Genomic DNA, 18,576 nt, shown 5'->3' with positions numbered 1-18,576 from the left:
GGTTTTAGCCTGGGCGGGCGCGTCCGCCACGCCTGCTAGACTCCACGCCAGACGCACGTGGCTTTTGCATCACGCCCGCCGGTCTTTCTGATCAAAACGTTGCGCAACATTCAATAGGACTTATGAGACTCGAGCCCTCTGCCCTGCTGCTCTGCCTGTTTCTCCTGCCAGGCATGGGACTCGCCGCGAACAAGACCGTCTATGGCCTCAACGAGTACGCCAAGCTCTACGATCTCGACCTGGAGGTTCCTGCGAAACTGGACACCGGCGCCAAGACCGCATCCCTGAGCGCACGCGACATCAGGCGCTTCAAGCGTGACGATGAAACCTGGGTACAGTTCTACCTGGCCATCGACGAGGCCCACGAGCACCCGATCGAACGGCCGCTGGCGCGCATCAGCAAGATCAAGCGCCGCGCCGGCGACTATGATCCCGAAGAAGAAAAGACCTACACCGCACGCCCCGTTATCGAGTTGACCGTGTGCATGGGCCAAGCCCTGCGCACGATCGAAGTGAACCTGACCGACCGCAGTGCCTTCCAATACCCGCTGTTGATCGGCTCCGAAGCCCTCAAACGCTTCAGCGCGCTGGTCGACCCAAGCCTAAAGTACGCAGCGGGGAAACCCGGCTGCACCCCTGACGCACACCCTGGCGAGTAATTCCCATGCGCTCTCTTACTCTGCATCTGAAAGTCCTGATCACGCTCCTGGTGAGCCTGGGCATTCTGATTACGGCCTACCAGATCTTCATCCTCGGCATCCCGGTGACCGAGGACGAGACGGACGATCTGTGGAACATCGATGCCAAGGTCGAGTTCCAGGCCAACCCCCGCGAGCCGGTCAAGCTGCAGATGTTCGTGCCGCCGCTCAACCAGGACTACGTCAGCCTCAACGAGAGCTTCATCTCCAACAACTACGGCGTCAGCATCAACCGCGCCGAGGGCAACCGCCGTGTCACCTGGTCGGCGCGGCGGGCCAGCGGCAAGCAGACCCTCTACTACCGCCTGGTGCTGACCAAGCGCTACAGCGGCGAGCAGACCAAGGCCAAGGGGCCGATCTTCCGCGACAGTCTGCCGGTCGAAGGGCCGGAGAAGATTGCCGCCGACGCCCTGCTGGCGCCTATCCGCCAGCATTCGGCGGATGTCGAGACCTTCATCAGCGAGACCATCAAGCGGGTCAACGACGTCACCGACGACAACGTCAAGCTGCTGCTCGGCGGCGACGCCTCCACCGCCAACAAGGCCAATGCCATCGACCTGCTGCTGTCGATCGCCCATGTGCCGATGGAGCGTGTGCACACCATTCGCCTGAGTGCCGACAGTCAGCAGAACCCGGAGCTCTGGCTGCGCAGCTTCAACGGCGAGAAGTGGCTGTATTTCAACCCGGAGAGCGGTGAGCAGGGCCTGCCGGCCGATCGCCTGATCTGGTGGATCGGCAATGCCGACCTGATCAATCTGGAAGGCGGCAAGAAGGCCCAGGTCAGCTTCAGCCTGAACAAGAGCGAGATGAACGCCATCCGCCTGGCCAAGCTGACCGACGAGAGCACCGACGCCGACTTCCTCGGCTACTCGCTGTACGGCCTGCCGCTGTCGACCCAGCAGACCTTCCAGATCATGGTGGTGATCCCGATCGGCGTGCTGCTGATCCTGATCCTGCGCAACCTCGGCGGCCTGCAGACCCTCGGCACCTTCACCCCGGTGCTGATCGCCCTGGCCTTCCGCGAGACCCAGCTGGGCTTCGGCATCGTGCTGTTCACCGTCATCACCGCCCTGGGCCTGTCGCTGCGCTCCTACCTCGAGCACCTCAAGCTGCAGATGCTGCCGCGCCTGTCGGTGGTACTGACCTTCGTGGTGGTGCTGATCGCGGTGATCAGCCTGTTCAGCCACAAGCTCGGCCTGGAGCGCGGCCTGTCGGTGGCGCTGTTCCCCATGGTGATCCTGACCATGACCATCGAACGCCTGTCGATCACCTGGGAAGAGCGCGGCGGCGGCCACGCCTTCAAGGTCGCCATCGGCACCCTGGTGGCCGCGACCCTGTCGCACCTGCTGATGAGCATTCCGGAACTGGTCTACTTCGTGTTCACCTTCCCGGCGGTGCTGATGATCCTGGTGGGCTTCATGCTGGCGATGGGTCGCTACCGCGGCTACCGCCTGACCGAACTGTTCCGCTTCAAAGCCTTCCTGAAGGATTGAGCCATGCTAGGTCTCTGGAAAACCTGGAAGGCCCTCGAAGCCAAGGGCATCATGGGCATCAACCGCCGCAATGCGGACTACGTGCTGAAGTACAACAAGCGGCACCTGTACCCGATCGTCGACGACAAGATCATCACCAAGGAACGGGCCATCGAGGCCGGCATCCATGTGCCTGAGCTCTATGGGGTGATCAGCACCGAGAAGGAAATCGACAAGCTCACCAGTATCATCGGCGAGCGCAGCGACTTCGTGGTCAAGCCGGCGCAGGGTGCCGGCGGCGACGGCATCCTGGTGGTCGCCGACCGCTTCGAGGAGCGCTACAAGACGGTTTCCGGGCGCATCATCAGCCACGAGGAAATCGAGCACCAGATCTCCAGCATCCTCACCGGCCTCTACTCCCTCGGTGGCCACCGCGACCGCGCACTGATCGAGTACCGGGTGATCCCGGACCCGATCTTCAAGAGCATCAGCTACGAGGGCGTGCCGGACATCCGCATCATCGTGCTGATGGGCTACCCGGTGATGGCCATGCTGCGCCTGCCGACCCGCCAGTCCAACGGCAAGGCCAACCTGCACCAGGGCGCCATCGGTGTCGGCGTCGACCTGGCCACCGGGGTGACCCTGCGCGGCACCTGGCTGAACAACAAGATCAGCAAGCATCCGGACACCACCAACGCGGTGGACGGCGTGCAACTGCCCAACTGGAACGGCTTCATGAAGCTGGCGGCCGGCTGCTACGAGCTCTGCGGCCTGGGCTATATCGGCGTGGACATGGTTCTGGATCAGGAGAAGGGCCCGCTGATCCTCGAGCTCAACGCCCGTCCGGGGCTGAACATCCAGATCGCCAACGACTGCGGCCTCACCCACCGCGCCCACGCCGTCGAGGCACGCCTCGCCGAGCTCAAGGCCAAGGGCATCCAGGAAAGCGCCGAAGAGCGCATGCGCTTCTCCCAGGGACTGTTCGGCCACGCCCAGCCGAACGAAGTCTGACCGCGGCGCGCGGAGCCCGGCCGATGCCGGGCTCCGCGCCCTCCTCAGGCCTCGTTCAACAGGCCCGAACCTCTGCCCACCAGCACCGCCTGGGTGCGGCTGCGCACCCCCAGCTTGGCGAACAGGTTATGCAGGTGCCATTTGACGGTGGCTTCGCTCAGGTGCATGGCCTTGGCGATATCGCGGTTGGCCAGGCCGGCGGCGACCAGGCGCAGGATCTCCTGCTCCCGATGGCTGACATCCTGGTGACCGGCGAACGCCTGCTGATCGACGCCAAGGCATCGGCACTGCTCCCGTAGTCGTTCGGTCAGTCCCTGCCAGCCACTGGCGCAGCCGGGGTCGCTCGCCTGCCAGGCCTCCCAGAGCGGCAACAGCCACAGCGCCTCGTCGAGGAACAGGCGCCGGTAGCCGCTGCCCCAGGCGTCCGCCAGGCTGGCGCGCAGCAGGGCGAAGGCCCGCTCGCCGCTGCCCGTGCTCCAGTACGCCACCGCCAGCAGCAAGGACAGGCGCAAAAGGCTGTCGCGCTGGTGCTCGGCGACCTGCTTGGCCAGGCAGGCCTCCAGCAGCGCAACCGCCCGCTCGCCCCGGCGCCCGGACAGCGCCAGGCGCGCCTGGCACAGCACCAGGGCGACGCCGACATCGGCGGCGCCCGGCACCGGCAGCCCGCGCCAATCACCGAGCGCCTGCAGGCAGAGCCGCTCGGCCTCATGGGGACGGCGCAGCCACAGGAGGAAATGCACCTTGCAGCTCACGGCGAGCGCGTAGAGCCGTTGGCAATCCGCCCCATGCAGCTGCCCCAGCCACTCGTCCAGCTGCAGCAGCCCCTGCTCGCTCTCGCCGGCAAAGAAACGTGCACGCGCCATCAGCAAGCGGCCACGACTGATCAGCTCGATTGGCGTGGCGACATCGCGCCGGACGACGGCCTGGGGCAACGCGGCGAGGATGCCGGCATGGCGGTCCCGCTCGTACAGCAGGTCGGCGTAGGCCAGCACCAGGGGCCCACCCGCCCGACTATGCGGGCCGAATACCCGCTCGGCGCTGGCCAGGGCGTCCTCCGCCAGGGCACAGCCCCGCTCCAACTGTCCCCGCTCCTTGCACAGCAGCGCCTCGATCAGGCAGAGCATCGCCTGCAGGTATTCGCTGGCGCTGCGCCGCAGGTAGTCACGGGCCAGCTCGAGCGAGTGCCTGGCCGCATCGAACTCGCCGCGCAGGGCATGGGCCGCCGCCTGGACGCACGACAGGCTGGCGCGGATCAGCGCCTGCTCGTCCGGCACCAGGCTGAGCCAGTGACGGGTAACGCTCAGGCACTGCGCCAGCCTGTCCTGGTAGAGCAGCACCAGGGCCTTGATCACCTGCGTCAGCGCCAGGGCCTCACCCGAGTCGCCACGCAGTCCACGGCCGCAGCCTCGTTGCAGGCGCGCAGCGACATCGTCGATCAGCGCCTCGGCATCCAGATACTTCTGCTCGAAGGCCAGCTGCCAGGCATAGAAGATCTGCAGCACCGGGTACTCGCGGATCATCTCCGCCGGAAGCCTGGCCATGCTCGCGAGGATGTCGTACAGCCGGTTGCTGGCCATCAGGTAGACGCCCTGACGCTCCAGCAGGGCGGCGGCGAAACCATAGTCGCGGGCGCGCAGGGCATAGTCGACCGCCTTGTCCACCAGACCCTGCTGCTCGCACCAGCGCGCCGCGGCGTGCAGCAGCTGAGTCGGCTCCCCCCACCGGGCCAGACGCCCCTGCAGACACTCGGCGAACAGCGGATGGTAGCGGAACCACCGGCCTCGCTCGTCCAGGGCAACGATGAACAGCTGCTCGTCCTGCAGCTGGTGCAGGATCGCGGGCACGTCGTCATGGCCGGTCAGTGCCCCGCACAGCTCGATATCGAACTCGTCGAGCACCGAGGTCAGCTCGAGGAAGCGCTGCTGTCGGGGTGGGAGCCGATCCAGCACGTCCTCACCCAGGTAGTCGGCGATATAGCGTTCGCTGCCGGACACGCCGCGGAGAAAGGCCGCAGGGTCCGGACAGCGCGCCAGGGACAACGCCAGCAGGTGCAGCCCGGCGATCCAGCCCTCGGTGCGCCCGTGCAGCAGCATGACCTCGGCGTGGCTCAGCCGCAGGCCCTGAACCTCGTGCAGATAGGCCCCGGCCTCCTCCGCCGTCAGGCACAAGTCCTCGGCGCCGATCTGCAGCGCCGCAGCCCCCCGCACCCGGCGCCCGTCGATGAAGCCCGGCAGTGCGCGCGCGCCGCAGAGCAGCCGCACAGGCTCCGGCAGCCGCTCGAACAGATGGCACAGCAGCGGGTCGTGCGGCGGCTGGCGGAGGTGCTGGAGGTCGTCCAGGATCAGATACAGCGGCGCCTCGAGCGCCTCCAGCTCGGCCAGGAAGGCGTCGACCAGGACTCGAGGGGACAGGCGCCCGCCAGCCTGCAACAAGCCCAGGGTGGCCGCGCCGAAGCCCGGCAGCTGCCCGGCGATGGCTGCCGACAGATAGCGCAGCAGGCGCTGCGGCTCGCTGTCGGCCTCGTCGCACGTCAGCCAGGCCACGGCCGCGCCGCTAGCCTGCAGGCGCTGGCGCAACTGGCCGAGCAACGTGCTCTTGCCGAACCCAGCCGGCGCACAGATCGTCAGACTCCGCTCGCGGGCCTCGAACAAGCGCTCGATCAGCGCGGCACGCGCCAGCTGCGGGCGCCCGCCGTCGCTCATCGGCAGCAGCTTGCTGGGCAACAGCGGCGGGAGCGCCGGCTCGGGCAGGCTCATGGCGCAAGCAGGCCGAAGTCGCGGGCGCGGCGGATCGCCTGGGTCCTGTTGCGCACCTTGAGCTTCTCGTAGATGTTGTGCAGGTGCCACTTGACGGTGCCCAGGGCCAGCCCCAGCCGCCGGCCGATGGCGTCATTGGACAGGCCCTGGGCCGCCAGCCGGATCACCTCATCTTCACGCTCGGTCAACCCCTCGGCGATGCCCTCTGGAGCCGGGCCATGGTCGCGGCCCGGCCAGATCGCCAGGATCGAGCGGGCGAACTGCAGCAGTGCCGGTTGCCGTTCGAGCGCCTCGAACTGCTGCAGGAGCAGGCGCACCTGCGCGCCCTCTTCGATGAGCAGGCTGCGCACCCCTTCGCGCTCGGCATCCAGCAGGCACTGCTCGAGCAGGCTGAAGGCGCGTTCCCGATAGCCCAGGCGCTGATAGCTGAGGGCCGCCAGCAGATTCAGGCGCAGGCGCGGCAAGCCGTGCCAGTCATCCAGCAGCAGGCCGTGCAGTTGGGCGATTTCGTGCAGCGCCTCGCCATGCTGACCCCGCGCCTGGCTCAGGCGGGTGCGCGCCAGCCCTTGCACCCAGACCAACGGATTGCATGGCATGTCTCGGTAGTGTTCGGCCAGCCCGGCCCAATCGAAGCCGTGCAGCCGTCGCTCGGCACGCGCGAGGCGGTCGGCGGCCGGTTCCTGGAGAATCTGCGCCACCTCCTCGCCGATGGCCTGGGCCTGGAAACGCCAGGCGCGGTTGCGCACCGCCAGGCTCTGCATCTGCAACAGGGTCGCCGCCGCCTCCTTCGGCTTGCCGTGCATGCGCCGGACCTGGGCCAGGCACAGCATGCCCTGGGCGTACAGGTCGATCGGATTGATCAGGTCCACCCTCGCCAGGGCCTCGCAGAGGCTCTCCTCGAGGCCGTCCAGATGGCCCTGATGGTAGGCGAGCAGCGCCTCGCTGATACTCGGCAGGACCAACGCCCGGGAACGTTGCGCGAAACAAGGCAGCGTCTGCGCGCGCAACTGCGCGAACAGCAGTTGCGCCTGCCTGACTCGCCCCTGTTCCAGGCACAGGAGGACCTCCACATTGCTCAGCTGCATAGCCAGATAGCGGCCTGGGAGGAAGTGATTGCGCTGCTGTGCCTGGGCCAGCAGGCGCCGAGCGGACTCGGGCATCGCCATGATCACGCAGGCCAGCGCGCCGACGATCAGCATGGCCACCTCGAGGAAGGCCGAGTGCTGCCCCAGCTGCCGCTCCACCCGCCGCGCCAGGGCGAGACAACCCGGCAGGTCGTCCTTCTGCAGGGCGACCACCGCCTTGATCGTCAGGGTCGCCAGCAGCTTGTCGCTGAGCAGCGCCGCGTCTTCCGTCCGGCCCCAGCGCTGCGACTGCTCGTCGAGCATGCGATTGGCCTCCGCCAACCCCAGCTCCGCCGCCCGGCTCCAGACGTCGGCCAGCACCAGCAGCGGATAGCCCTCGGCAATCGAGTCGGGCACGCGCTGGCGCCACTTGTAGATCAGGTGGAGCTGACCGCGGTTGATCAGCTCCAAGCCGCACCCGTCCACCAGCGCCGCGAGCATCTGCGGGTCCTCGGCCAGGCTGGCGTGCTCGATCGCCAGGGTGTGCATGTGGTGGTTGGCGAACCACAGGCTGGCATTGAAGTGCAGCTGCCTGAATCGCTCGGAATCGGTCGCCAGCAGGCGTCCGCGCAGAAACTCGGCGAACAGGTTGTGGAAGCGGTACCACCGCCGCTCGCGATCGAGCGGCAGCAGGAACAGCTGCAGGGCCTCCAACTCCTCCAGCAGCCACTGGCCATCCTGGCGCCCGGTCAGGGTGCCGGCCAGGTCGCCGTCGAGCTGCTGGGCGACGGCCAGGGCCAGCAACACCTGCTGTCTGTCCGTCGGCAGCTGCTCGAACACGCTGCGCAGCAGGTAATCGCCGGCGGCCTGGCCGGCCTCCCTCTCGGCCCATTGCAGGCTGGCCTCAGGTCGCTGGCGCAACCAGAGACAGGTCAGGTGCACCCCGACCAGCCAACCCTCGGTGTGCCGGTACAGGGCAGCGAAGGCTTCATCGCTCGGATGGAGTCCACGGCGATCCATGTATTCGCGGGCCTCCGCCGGTCCCAGGCGCAGCTCCGCTTCCCCCAGCTCCAGCAACAGCCCCTTGGCGCGCAGGGTCGCCTGGCCCAGGGCCGGCTGTCCGCGGCTGCCGACCGCCAGGACGAACCCATTGGGCGCGCAACCGATCAGACGCCGGAGGGCAGCCAGCACCCCGGCATGCTGAATCAGGTGCAGATCGTCGAGTATCAGCAGCAACGGCTCGTGCCGCTGTGCCAAGTCCGCCAGCAGGCACTCCATCACCGCGGCCTCCGACACCTCCACGGTGTTTTCCATATAGGCCCGGGCCTCTCTACCGAGGCCGGGAAGCCGCCCGGCAAGCGCGTCGAGCAGCTGAGCGAAGAAGCGCGTCGGCTCGTCGTCCCCGCTCTCCAGCGACAGCCAGGCCACCGCCTGGCCGGCACCCGCGCGCGCATGCGCCAGAGCGGCCAAGGCGCAGGTCTTGCCGAACCCGGCCGGAGCCGAGAACAGTAGCAGGCGCGCATGCCGACAAGCCGCCAGGGCGGCCTCTACCCCGGGCCTCGACAGGTATTCGCCGGGCAACTGGGGCGGGCCGAGCCTCGAGCGCAGATGGCTTGCAGCGGCTGCCCCCAGACATTCCTCCATGAACACGGTCCTTGATCGGGTGACTTTATGGCACTGGCGTACCGCTTGCCGGGCGGCCGTCCATACTAATCAGCCCCATTCTGCCGAGTAAACCTACGCGCAAACCCTAGGACGAACGGTGACGGCGTTCTACAATCGGCGTCCGCTCGTTCGAATACCTCGCATGCCTACTTGCCTCATTCATTCTCTGCCCTACCGGGCCGACCCCGTCGACTATTTCAGCGTCGTCAGCCAGGCGCCCGGCGCGGTCTTGCTGGATGCCGGACGCCCGACGGCGCAACGCGGGCGCTATGACCTGATCAGCGCCTGGCCGCTGGCGGAGTTGATGGCGGGCCCCGACGAAAGCGCGGAAGACTTTTTCCAGCGCCTGCGCGGCGGCCTGGCCGGGCTCGGCGCCGCCGAACCGCCCGCCGACTGCCCCCTGCCCTTCGCCGGCGGACTGATCGGTTACCTGGCCTACGACTTCGGCCGTCGCCTGGAAAAGCTGCCCGCCCGGGCGGCCGATGACCTCGGCCTGAACGACGCCCGCTTCGGCCTGTACGCCTGGGCGCTGATCAGCGACCACCAGTCGGAGACCAGCCAGCTGCTGTTCCATCCGAGCCTGTCGGCCGCAGAGCGCGAGCGACTGATCGTCCTGTTCGAACGGCCGGCCGCCGTGCCGCCACGCCCCTTCGAGCTGCTCGGCGCCTTCCAGGCCGACCTCGACCAGGAGGACTATCGCCAGGCCATCGAGCGCATCCAGGCCTATATCCAGGCCGGCGACTGCTACCAGGTGAACTTCGCCCAACGCTTCCGCGCCCGCTACCGGGGCGATCCCTGGAGCGCCTACCAGGCCCTGCGCGAGGCCTGCCCGACGCCCTTCGCCGGCTACCAGGGCTTGCCGGAGGGCGGAGCGATCATCAGCCTGTCGCCGGAGCGCTTCATCCGCGTCAGCCAGGGCGCGGTGGAGACCCGGCCGATCAAGGGCACGCGGCCGCGCGACAGCGACCCGCAACAGGATGCCGCACAGGCCCGGGCGCTGATCGACAGCCTGAAGGACCGGGCCGAGAACCTGATGATCGTCGATCTGCTGCGCAACGATCTGGGCCGCAGCTGCCGCACCGGCTCGGTACGGGTACCGGAGCTGTTCGCCCTGGAGAGCTACCCCAATGTCCACCACCTGGTCAGCGCGGTGACCGGCGAACTGGCCGCCGGCAAGGATGCCCTGGACCTGATCGCCGGCAGCTTCCCCGGCGGTTCGATCACCGGGGCGCCGAAGATTCGCGCGATGCAGATCATCGACGAGCTGGAGCCGACGCGCCGTGCGCTCTATTGCGGCTCCTTGCTGTACCTGGACGTGCGCGGCGAGATGGACAGCTCGATCGCCATCCGCAGCCTGCTGGCCAAGGACGGGCAGCTGTGCTGCTGGGGCGGCGGCGGGATAGTCGCCGACTCCCAGTGGCAGGCGGAGTACCAGGAGTCGATCACCAAGGTGAAGGTTCTGCTGGAAACCCTGGAGCGCTTCTGCGACTGACGGGCAAGGCCCGCCGCCATGGCCTTGATCCCTTGCGCGCCGAGGCTACAGGTTCAACGCGCGACTGGATGCCTTGAGGAACTCGCGCTTGAGGTCCGCATAGCTGTGCACCGCCGGAAACTGGGGGAACTCGCGAATCACGTTGTCCGGCGCATGGAACAGGATGCCGGCATGGGCCTCGTCGAGCATGCTGGTGTCGTTGTACGAATCGCCTGCGGCGATCACCCGGTAATACAGGCTCTTGAAGGCGATCACCGCCTGGCGCTTGGGGTCTTTCTGGCGCAGCTGGTAGCTGACCACGCGACCGCTGTCGTCGGTGACCAGCCTGTGGCACAGCAGCGTGGGGAAACCCAGCTGGCGCATCAAGGGTTGCGCAAACTCGTAGAAGGTGTCGGAGAGGATCACCACCTGGAAGCGCTCGCGCAGCCAGTCGACGAACTCCACGGCGCCGTCCAGCGGCTCGAGGGTGGCGATCACCTCCTGGATGTCGGCCAGCTTCAGGCCATGCTCGTCGAGGATGCGCAGGCGCTGCTGCATCAGCACGTCGTAGTCGGGAACGTCGCGGGTGGTCGCCTTCAGCGCGTCGATGCCGGTTTGTTCCGCGAAGGCGATCCAGATTTCCGGGACCAGCACGCCTTCCAGATCGAGACAAGCGATTTCCACGGCACACTCCTGACTTGAGCTTGAATGAAGGCCGCACTCTAGCCGCTCGCCCACAGCCACGCAACGCGGCCCTTATATCCAAACACCTTGGCTCTCATGGGATTTGTTTATTTAGCCGCATAACGCGTTTTTGCTACCATCCGCGGCACAGAAAGAGCGCCAGGGCGCGCGGACGGAGCGAGCGGCCGATTTGCCAAGCGCCCCGCGGCGTCCCTGCCAGCGCACCATAACCAGGAATCCAGCCCGATGAGCCACCCCTTCGATGTAGCCGAACTGGCCGCGACCTACGCGAACAAGTCGCCCCAGGACATTCTCAAACTCGCCTTCGAGCACTTCGGCGATGAGCTGTGGATCTCCTTCAGCGGCGCCGAGGACGTCGTGCTGGTGGACATGGCCTGGAAGCTCAACAAGCAGGTCAAGGTCTTCAGCCTCGATACCGGCCGCCTGCACCCGGAAACCTATCGTTTCATCGACCAGGTGCGCGAGCACTACGGCATCGCCATCGAGGTGCTGTCCCCGGATGCCACCGCACTCGAGGCGATGGTCAAGGAAAAGGGCCTGTTCAGCTTCTACAAGGACGGCCACGGCGAGTGCTGCGGCATCCGCAAGATCGCCCCGCTGCGCCGCAAGCTGGCCACGGTCAAGGCCTGGGCCACCGGCCAACGCCGCGACCAGAGCCCCGGCACCCGCAGCCAGGTGGCGGCGCTGGAGATCGACACGGCCTTCTCCACAGCGGCACGGCCGCTGTACAAGTTCAACCCGCTGGCGCAGATGAGCAGCGAGGAGGTCTGGGCCTATATCCGCATGCTCGAGCTGCCCTACAACAGCCTGCACGAGCGCGGCTTCATCAGCATCGGCTGCGAACCCTGCACCCGGCCGGTGCTGCCCAACCAGCATGAACGCGAGGGACGCTGGTGGTGGGAGGAAGCCACGCAGAAGGAGTGCGGACTGCACGCCGGCAACCTGATCGCCAAGCAGTAGCACGCGGCGACGCCTTGCCGGCGGCCGGCGCGGCGCCCAGTCACCGCCAGCACTACGAGCCTGGCTGACGAGCCATCAATCGGCTGAGGCGAAATGACCCGGGATGAAATAGCGCACTTCTGTCTGCACCTGCCCGGCGCCCGCGAGGACTTCAAGTGGGGTTCCAACCGGGTGTTTTCCGTGGCCGGCAACAAGATGTTCGCCGTCCTCGACTTCCTCGGCCAGGATCTCGCCTTCAAGGTCGACGGCGACCTGTTCCTCGGCTATGTCGACCGTCCGGGCGTCCGGCCTGCTCCCTACCTGGCGCGGGCACACTGGATCAGCATGAGCTGCGCGCAGCCGCCGCTCGGCGACAACGAACTGCGCCAACTGCTGACCCGCTCCCACCAGCTGGTGGTACGCCGGCTGCCCAAGCGTCTGCAAGCGGGCCTGCTGCTCGACAGCTGAAAGCCCCCGGCAGGCTCAGCCCTGGGCCGTGCTCCAGTCGATCAGGCCTATCTGCCAGGTGGCCAGGATCAGCAGGCCGAATACTATCCGGTACCAGGCGAAGGCCGCATAGCTGTGGTTGCCGATAAACCGCAGCAGCGCGCGGACGGCGAGCATGGCAAAGACGAAGGAGGTGACGAAGCCGATGGCGAATACCGGCAGGTCAGCCGGTTGGAACAGGTCCCGGTACTTATAACCGGAATACACCGCAGCCCCGACCATGGTCGGCATCGCCAGGAAGAAGGAGAACTCGGTCGCCGCCTTGCGTGACAGACCGAACAGCAGCCCGCCAATGATGGTGGCGCCGGAGCGCGAAGTTCCGGGGATCATCGCCAGGCACTGCGCGCAGCCGACCTTCAGCGCCTGTTGCCAGCTCATGTCGTCCACGCTCTCGGCGCTGATCCGATGAGTGCGCTGCTCGGCCCAGAGCATGACCACGCCCCCGGCCACCAGCGCGGCGGCTACCGTGATCGGATTGAACAGAAATGCGTGGATCAGGTCGGCGAAGGCCACGCCGAGCACCAGCGCAGGGGAGAAGGCGATCAGCAGATTCGCCGTGAAGCGCTGGGCCTGGCGCTGTTCCGGCAACCCGAGCACGACCTCGAGGATCTTCTGCCGGTACTCCCAGACCACCGCGAGAATGGCGCCCAACTGGATGATGATATTGAAGGCCATGGCCCGCTCACCGGAGAAGTCGATGAGGTCCGCGACTATGATCTGATGACCCGTACTGGAAATCGGCAGGAACTCGGTAATGCCTTCAACAACGCCCAAAATCAAAGCCTGTACGGCCAGCCACAGATCCATCCAATCTCCTAAGGCGCGCGGTCACTACCGTGCGAACTACCTGTCTATGCGGGGGTTAAGCAATAACGGACGAGCTTCGGACTCATCGCCTGCGGTAAGGTTCCGGCACGCGGCCAACCCAGCACCGACGGTCCAGGCTCGTCCACAGGGGCCGAAATGCTACCAGAGAAACACGCGTTGCCGGTGCGCCTGCGCCAACTCTTGCGCAGAGCCCCCCGGGCCGGCCAGACTGGGCAGCCGATGGCCTTGAATGCTTTGCGCGCCAGGACCACACTGCAACACTAGCGCGCCCCCGAAGTTTTTAATCAGAAAGTCACCCAGATGACCCGCATGACACCGGATAATGCGCTGGCGCTGGATGACTCGACAGAGTGCTCGACCAGTTTCATGTATGAGGCAAGAAGATGAGCGGCATGGAACACCAGGAAGTTGAACTCGGCAAGGCGCAAAACCAGGACCTGATCTGGGATCTCGACAGTATCGCCCGCCGGGAGTTGGCCGAACGCTTCATCAAGTTGTTCGAGAACCGCCTGTGCGTCTACTCCGAGTCCGTTCGCCAGCTCTATACCAACTACGACCTGCACTTCCCCAGTGACCAAGGCCGCAAGATGGTGGTGCTGCCCAACCCCTATGCCTTCCATGACACGCTGCACGGCATCGAAGCGCTGGCTGTGCGCAAGACCGGCCTCTGCGTGCTGCCCGGCGCCCTGCTGGGCAAGCCCGGCCTGCTACTGGCCACCCAGATGAAAGAAGGCGGCCCGGCCCCCAAGACCATGCCGTTCAAACAGGCCCTGGCACAGATCATCAGCAACCAGAAGAAAATCGGCGACCTGTTCCTGCCGATCATGATGAAGGGCGACTTGCGCGAGTTCGATCAGCAGATGCCCTACATCCACCTGCACCGGCTGCAGGTCCATCGCCTCAACCGCCTCTCGTCCTTCGAGCGCGAAGACATCCAGCAGACCATTACCCGCAAGCTGCTGATGCTCTATCGCCAAGCCGATAGCCTCACCTACTAGAGACCTGCATCGGCGACCGCCCCGCTCACAGACGCAGCAGGCTGACCCAGGCGAGCAGCAGACTGATCGTCACGACGATGGTCAGCGGACGCCGCAGGGCCGGATACCATCTGGGCGCCAGGCCCAGCTTGACCGCCCGCAAATCGGCGAGATACAGCAACACGAAGGCCACCAGGAACACCGGCAAGGCGAAACCGAAAGGCATGCCGCTGGCCACCGCGACCCATCCCAGCAAGGGCGGAATCACCGACAGGCCAAGCTGCAGCTTGGCCCGTTCGTCGCTCGCCTCGGCCCGCATCGCCAGCCCCCAGTGAATCGCCCCCATGAATGCCAGGATCACTGCCGCATAATCCAGCAGCGCAGCCATGACATAGGGCCGCCAGGCAAAGGGCGTGATCCAGATGCCCAAGGCTCCGCTGACGAAAGGAATCAGGCCGGCATAGCCCAGGTGCATGGCCAATTGCTGCGGATGCTTGGCTTCGAACGGATGCATCGCGAACTCCTGTCGATTGTGCGCTCAGGGTAGCCAGACTTCGAGCGGCTCTGCAAACCCTCATGCCTGAGGCTATCAGCCACCGCCCCATGTGGCGCGCTCCAGCCGCACCCTGCTTTCGAGTCCGCTGTCGACGGCCAATATGCGAAGGCGCAACGACGGCCAAGGTCATGGCCGCTTGCCATTAGGCGGCGCGCTTGGCATAAACTCAGGTCCAAAAGACTGCTCTACAAGGAAGTGCCGATGCGGATGCTCCGTCGCACCATAGCTGGTCTACTGCTGATGCTGGGTCTCGGCCTCGCTCTCGGCCTGTACTTCATCGCCAACCCGGACCTGCCGGCCTACCAGAAGCCGACACGGCTTCACTACCTCGACCAGTGGGGCGAGGCACAGCGGCAGACCTACTACTACACCCCCCAGGGTACCCGCGTGAAGGGGCTGCGTTATGCATGGTTCAGCGCCCTGGAGCTGCCCTTGAGCACCGACAAGTTCGCCACCCCGGCGTATTTGGCGCGCTTCGGCTTTCTGGTCGACCCGCAACAGAGTGCCAACGAGCTCAACCCGGCCAACCTCCCCGTCGGTTTCGCCCGCCATGAAGACAGCGCGAGCGGCACCCAGTACCTGGATATCAGTTGCGCCGCCTGTCACACGGGCGAGTTGCGCTACCGAGGCGAAGCGGTGCGCATTGACGGCGGAGCGGCCCTGCACTCGCTGGCCTCGACGGTGCCTACCCTGCGCGGCGGCGGGTTCGGCCAGGCGCTCGGCATGAGCATGCTGTTCACCTACTACAACCCCCTGAAGTTCAGGCGCTTCGCCAAGGAGGTCTTGGGCGAGGACTATGCTCAGGAGCGGGATCAACTACGTCGCGACTTCAAGGAAGTGCTTGATCGCCTGCTCGACACCGCCCTCAACGACTGGCGCCGAGGACTCTACCCGACCGAGGAGGGCTTCGGCCGCACCGACGCCTTCGGGCGCATCGCCAACAGCGTCTTCGGTGATGCCATCGACCCGGCCAACTATCGTGTGGCCAATGCCCCGGTAAGCTACCCGCATGTATGGGACATCTGGAAGTTCGACTGGGTGCAGTGGAACGCCTCGGCCATGCAGCCGATGGCACGCAATATCGGCGAAGCCCTGGGCGTAGGCGCGACGTTGCACCTGATGGGAAGTGACGGCCAGCCTGTCGCGGAAGCCGAGCGCTATGCCTCCAGCGTACGCCTGCGGGAGCTCTACAAGCTGGAGGAAACCCTCAAGCAATTGCAGCCCCCAGCTTGGCCCGAGCACATATTCGGCCAAATCGACCGGGCGCTCGCCAGCCAGGGCCGTGCCCTGTACCAAGAGAACTGTGCCTACTGCCACGCGCCGGAGGCCAAACCCCGCGACAAGCGTTTCGCCCCCGCGCGCAACCCCGAGTGGCACATGCGTGTAGTACCTACCGATGTGGTCGGCACCGACCCGACGGCCGCCGACAACATCGCCGACCACCGCTTCGATCTCGGCAAACTGGACTGGACCAAGGACGAGTTGGGCAAACTGGACGTCCGTCTGTTCGATACCCGCCTGGAAGACATCGACTTGCGCAACATCTCCAGCGCCCAAGGGCTGGCCTACATCACCGCCTACGTGGAAGACCGCGCCTATCGCGACGCTGGCATTCAGCCCAGAGAACGCTGGCGCATGGACGGATTCGGCCTGCCGATTGGCGTGCAGGAAAAACGTGGCTACAAGGCGCGCCCCCTGGACGGCATTTGGGCCACCCCGCCGTTCCTGCACAACGGCTCCGTACCGACCCTGTTCCAGCTGCTCTCGCCCGTATCGGAGCGCCAGACACGCTTCTGGGTCGGCAGCTTCGAATTCGACCCGCAGAAAGTCGGGTTCGACGGCGCGCAATTTCCCGGCGGTTTCCTCTACGACACCAGCGTTACGGGCAACAGCAACCGCGGTCATGAGTTCCGCGATGGCTGCCGCCAAGGCGGGGTGATCGGCCGCGCCCTGCAACCCAGCGAGCGCCTGGCCCTGATCGAATACCTCAAGGTCCTGGGCAATAGCGAACTCGAAAAGCAGTTGCCGCCGATCAAGGCCAGGCCCTGGAGTCCTGGCCCCAAGTGCCAACCTTGAGGCGTAGCGCCTCTTCTGCGACGTGACACCAGAAATACCTGCCACCCGGCAGCCAAATACACCTACAACGGATAAGGAAAGGGACCCATGCTCAAACGAATCTGGCTTTGGCTCGGCCGCCAGTTCGGCAGACTACTGCTCCTGTTGATGGCCCTCGGGCTAGGCGGCTGGGCTGCCGGGACCGCCTACTATAGCTGGAAGCACTCCGGGCCGGTGCCCAGCGTGGAGCAAATTCCGCCCGACGAGGCCGCCTACACTCAAGCCATCATCGAAGATGCCATTCGCATCGTCGAGCAACACCGGGACAACACCCGTGTCCTGCGTGACGCGCATGCCAAGGCCCATGGTTGTGTAAAGGCCGAAGTGACCGTTCTGGCCGATCTGGATGCGAGTCTTCAGCATGGCGTGCTGAGCGAGCCGGGAAAGACCTGGCAGGCCTGGATGCGCCTGTCCAACGGCAACGCCTACCCGCAGTTCGACCGCATCCGCGACGCCCGCGGCATGGCGATCAAGCTCCTCGCTGTACCCGGTGAGAAGCTAATGGCCGGGGCAGCCCATAAGGACGAACAGGACTTCGTGATGTTCAACCATCCCGTGTTCTTCGTGCGCGATGTAGCCGAGTACCGAAGCAATTTCGCCGCCCAGGCCGATGGCAAGAAGGCCCTGGCATTCTTCCCCAGTTGGGATCCACGAAGCTGGGAGCTCCGTCACCTCATCATTGCCCTCAAGACCCTGGCGCCGGCACCGCAGAGTCCGGTCGCAACCACCTACAACTCCATTGCACCGTTCAAACTCGGACCACACAACATCAAGTACCGCGTCATCCCGGCTCCGGAAAACTGTCCGGACTACGATCTGCCTGCGCCGAATACCGATCTGCCCAACTTCCTGCGCAGCGCACTCTACCAACAGCTCTCGCTTGATCGCGTGCCCGCCTGTTTCGCCCTGCAGGTCCAAAAACAGAACCCCGCGCACTATATGCCGATCGAAGACCCCAGCGTCGAGTGGGACGAGGCGCTCGCGCCTTATGAAACCGTGGCAAACATCCAGCTGCCGGCCCAGGATTTCGATAGCACGGAGCAGAATCTGTTCTGCGACAACCTGTCCTTCAACCCCTGGCACACGCTTGCGGAGCACCGACCGATCGGCGGCATCAACCGCTTGAGGAAATCCGTGTATGAGGCGGTGAGCGTCTATCGACGCGAGAGGAACGGCGCACCTAAAGACCAGTAAGCGTCATCTACAGCTCGCCTGCAGCTCACGAGGACTGCCGATCACATCATAGGGTAAAACGCGAGCCTAACTGGTAAGATCGACCTTCATCAGAGCGGAGCTAGCGGCCGCGCACCTAGAGAGACCTGTTGTAGTGGAACTGTTCAAAGAATTTATTTTCGAGGCTGCTCACCGCCTCCCCCACGTCCCCGCCGGGCATAAATGTGGACGGCTGCACGGCCACTCCTTCCGCGTCGCCGTTTATATCGAGGGCGAGGTAGATCCCTACACCGGCTGGATCCGTGACTTCGCCGAGATCAAGGAGATCTTCAAGCCGCTCTACGAGCAGCTTGATCACAACTACCTCAACGATATCCCCGGCCTGGAAAACCCCACCAGCGAAGTCATCGCCAAATGGCTCTGGCAACAGCTCAAGCCCCTCCTTCCGGAACTGTCCCGCATCCGTATTCACGAGACCTGCACCAGTGGCTGCGAGTACCGCGGCGACTGAATCCGAGCGCATAAAAAAGCCACCGTTCAGGTGGCTTTTTTATGCGCTCGGATAAGTACCGCTCGCGCTCAGGGCCAATATCGGACCGAGCAAACTATTACCTGCGCACAAAGGCAAACCCCCGGCCT

The 18,576-nt window shown here is 65.5% G+C and carries 15 protein-coding genes; 10 read left to right on the top strand and 5 right to left on the bottom strand.

Translation table 11 applies throughout. The annotated features are described in order from the left end of the window. Window positions 1-122 precede the first annotated feature (122 nt). From rloA to I0D00_RS00065, 3 genes are read left to right on the top strand one after another with little or no spacing between them, the layout of a single operon-like run. Window positions 123-659: a retropepsin-like aspartic peptidase RloA gene (gene rloA / locus I0D00_RS00075; protein WP_213637732.1), complete on the top strand. Its 537-nt coding sequence runs from the start codon at window positions 123-125 to the stop codon at window positions 657-659. Between the two features lie 5 nt (window positions 660-664). Next, window positions 665-2,191 carry an osmotic stress tolerance membrane protein RloB gene (gene rloB, locus I0D00_RS00070; RefSeq protein ID WP_213637731.1) on the top strand — a complete coding sequence of 509 codons (1,527 nt, stop codon included), beginning with the start codon at window positions 665-667 and terminating at the stop codon, window positions 2,189-2,191. A gap of 3 nt (window positions 2,192-2,194) precedes the next feature. After that, window positions 2,195-3,181 (top strand): alpha-L-glutamate ligase-like protein, encoded by a 987-nt coding sequence (locus tag I0D00_RS00065; RefSeq protein WP_213637730.1) that lies wholly within the window; start codon window positions 2,195-2,197, stop codon window positions 3,179-3,181. Between the two features lie 44 nt (window positions 3,182-3,225). Here the strand turns inward: I0D00_RS00065 and I0D00_RS00060 are convergent, their stop codons facing one another. Further along, window positions 3,226-5,937 (bottom strand): winged helix-turn-helix domain-containing protein, encoded by a 2,712-nt coding sequence (locus I0D00_RS00060; RefSeq protein ID WP_213637729.1) that lies wholly within the window; start codon window positions 5,935-5,937, stop codon window positions 3,226-3,228. After that, entirely contained in the window at window positions 5,934-8,645 is a 2,712-nt protein-coding gene (locus I0D00_RS00055) for a winged helix-turn-helix domain-containing protein (protein ID WP_213637728.1), read from the bottom strand. The genes I0D00_RS00060 and I0D00_RS00055 overlap by 4 nt, the downstream gene beginning before the upstream one ends. 163 nt (window positions 8,646-8,808) lie before the next feature. On the opposite strand from I0D00_RS00055, the gene pabB reads away from it, so the two are divergent. Beyond that, on the top strand, window positions 8,809-10,158 hold the full coding sequence (gene pabB / locus I0D00_RS00050; RefSeq protein WP_213637727.1) for an aminodeoxychorismate synthase component I: 1,350 nt from the start codon (window positions 8,809-8,811) through the stop codon (window positions 10,156-10,158). A 45-nt stretch (window positions 10,159-10,203) separates the two neighbouring features. Here pabB and thrH read toward each other — a convergent pair whose 3' ends face one another. Next, window positions 10,204-10,821 (bottom strand): bifunctional phosphoserine phosphatase/homoserine phosphotransferase ThrH, encoded by a 618-nt coding sequence (thrH, locus tag I0D00_RS00045; protein ID WP_213637726.1) that lies wholly within the window; start codon window positions 10,819-10,821, stop codon window positions 10,204-10,206. 213 nt (window positions 10,822-11,034) lie between these two features. On the opposite strand from thrH, the gene I0D00_RS00040 reads away from it, so the two are divergent. Together I0D00_RS00040 and I0D00_RS00035 are read left to right on the top strand one after the other, a co-directional pair. Beyond that, entirely contained in the window at window positions 11,035-11,802 is a 768-nt protein-coding gene (locus I0D00_RS00040; RefSeq protein ID WP_274611272.1) for a phosphoadenylyl-sulfate reductase, read from the top strand. Between the two features lie 93 nt (window positions 11,803-11,895). After that, window positions 11,896-12,249 carry an MmcQ/YjbR family DNA-binding protein gene (locus I0D00_RS00035; RefSeq protein ID WP_213637724.1) on the top strand — a complete coding sequence of 118 codons (354 nt, stop codon included), beginning with the start codon at window positions 11,896-11,898 and terminating at the stop codon, window positions 12,247-12,249. 15 nt (window positions 12,250-12,264) lie between these two features. On the opposite strand, the gene I0D00_RS00030 is transcribed toward I0D00_RS00035, so the two are convergent. Then, entirely contained in the window at window positions 12,265-13,095 is an 831-nt protein-coding gene (locus I0D00_RS00030; RefSeq protein ID WP_213637723.1) for an undecaprenyl-diphosphate phosphatase, read from the bottom strand. Between the two features lie 404 nt (window positions 13,096-13,499). Between I0D00_RS00030 and I0D00_RS00025 the strand changes: the two genes are divergently transcribed. After that, complete coding sequence (locus I0D00_RS00025; protein WP_213637722.1) at window positions 13,500-14,114, top strand: hypothetical protein; 615 nt, start codon at window positions 13,500-13,502, stop codon at window positions 14,112-14,114. Between the two features lie 25 nt (window positions 14,115-14,139). On the opposite strand, the gene I0D00_RS00020 is transcribed toward I0D00_RS00025, so the two are convergent. Beyond that, window positions 14,140-14,607: a DUF3429 domain-containing protein gene (locus I0D00_RS00020; protein WP_213637721.1), complete on the bottom strand. Its 468-nt coding sequence runs from the start codon at window positions 14,605-14,607 to the stop codon at window positions 14,140-14,142. Window positions 14,608-14,850: 243 nt separating this feature from the next. On the opposite strand from I0D00_RS00020, the gene I0D00_RS00015 reads away from it, so the two are divergent. From I0D00_RS00015 to queD, 3 genes are all read left to right on the top strand, one after another. Beyond that, window positions 14,851-16,725, top strand: a complete 1,875-nt coding sequence (locus I0D00_RS00015; RefSeq protein ID WP_213637720.1) for a c-type cytochrome — start codon at window positions 14,851-14,853, stop codon at window positions 16,723-16,725. A gap of 87 nt (window positions 16,726-16,812) precedes the next feature. Beyond that, window positions 16,813-17,958 (top strand): catalase family protein, encoded by a 1,146-nt coding sequence (locus I0D00_RS00010; RefSeq protein ID WP_213637719.1) that lies wholly within the window; start codon window positions 16,813-16,815, stop codon window positions 17,956-17,958. Between the two features lie 133 nt (window positions 17,959-18,091). After that, window positions 18,092-18,448 carry a 6-carboxytetrahydropterin synthase QueD gene (gene queD, locus I0D00_RS00005; RefSeq protein WP_213637718.1) on the top strand — a complete coding sequence of 119 codons (357 nt, stop codon included), beginning with the start codon at window positions 18,092-18,094 and terminating at the stop codon, window positions 18,446-18,448. The last annotated feature ends 128 nt before the right edge of the window (window positions 18,449-18,576 follow it).

The sequence above is a fragment of the Pseudomonas lalucatii genome, from assembly GCF_018398425.1.
Taxonomy (GTDB): Bacteria; Pseudomonadota; Gammaproteobacteria; order Pseudomonadales; family Pseudomonadaceae; genus Aquipseudomonas; species Aquipseudomonas lalucatii.
Note: the sequence above shows the minus strand (reverse complement) of the source record. Positions and strands in the feature narration are given on the sequence as shown.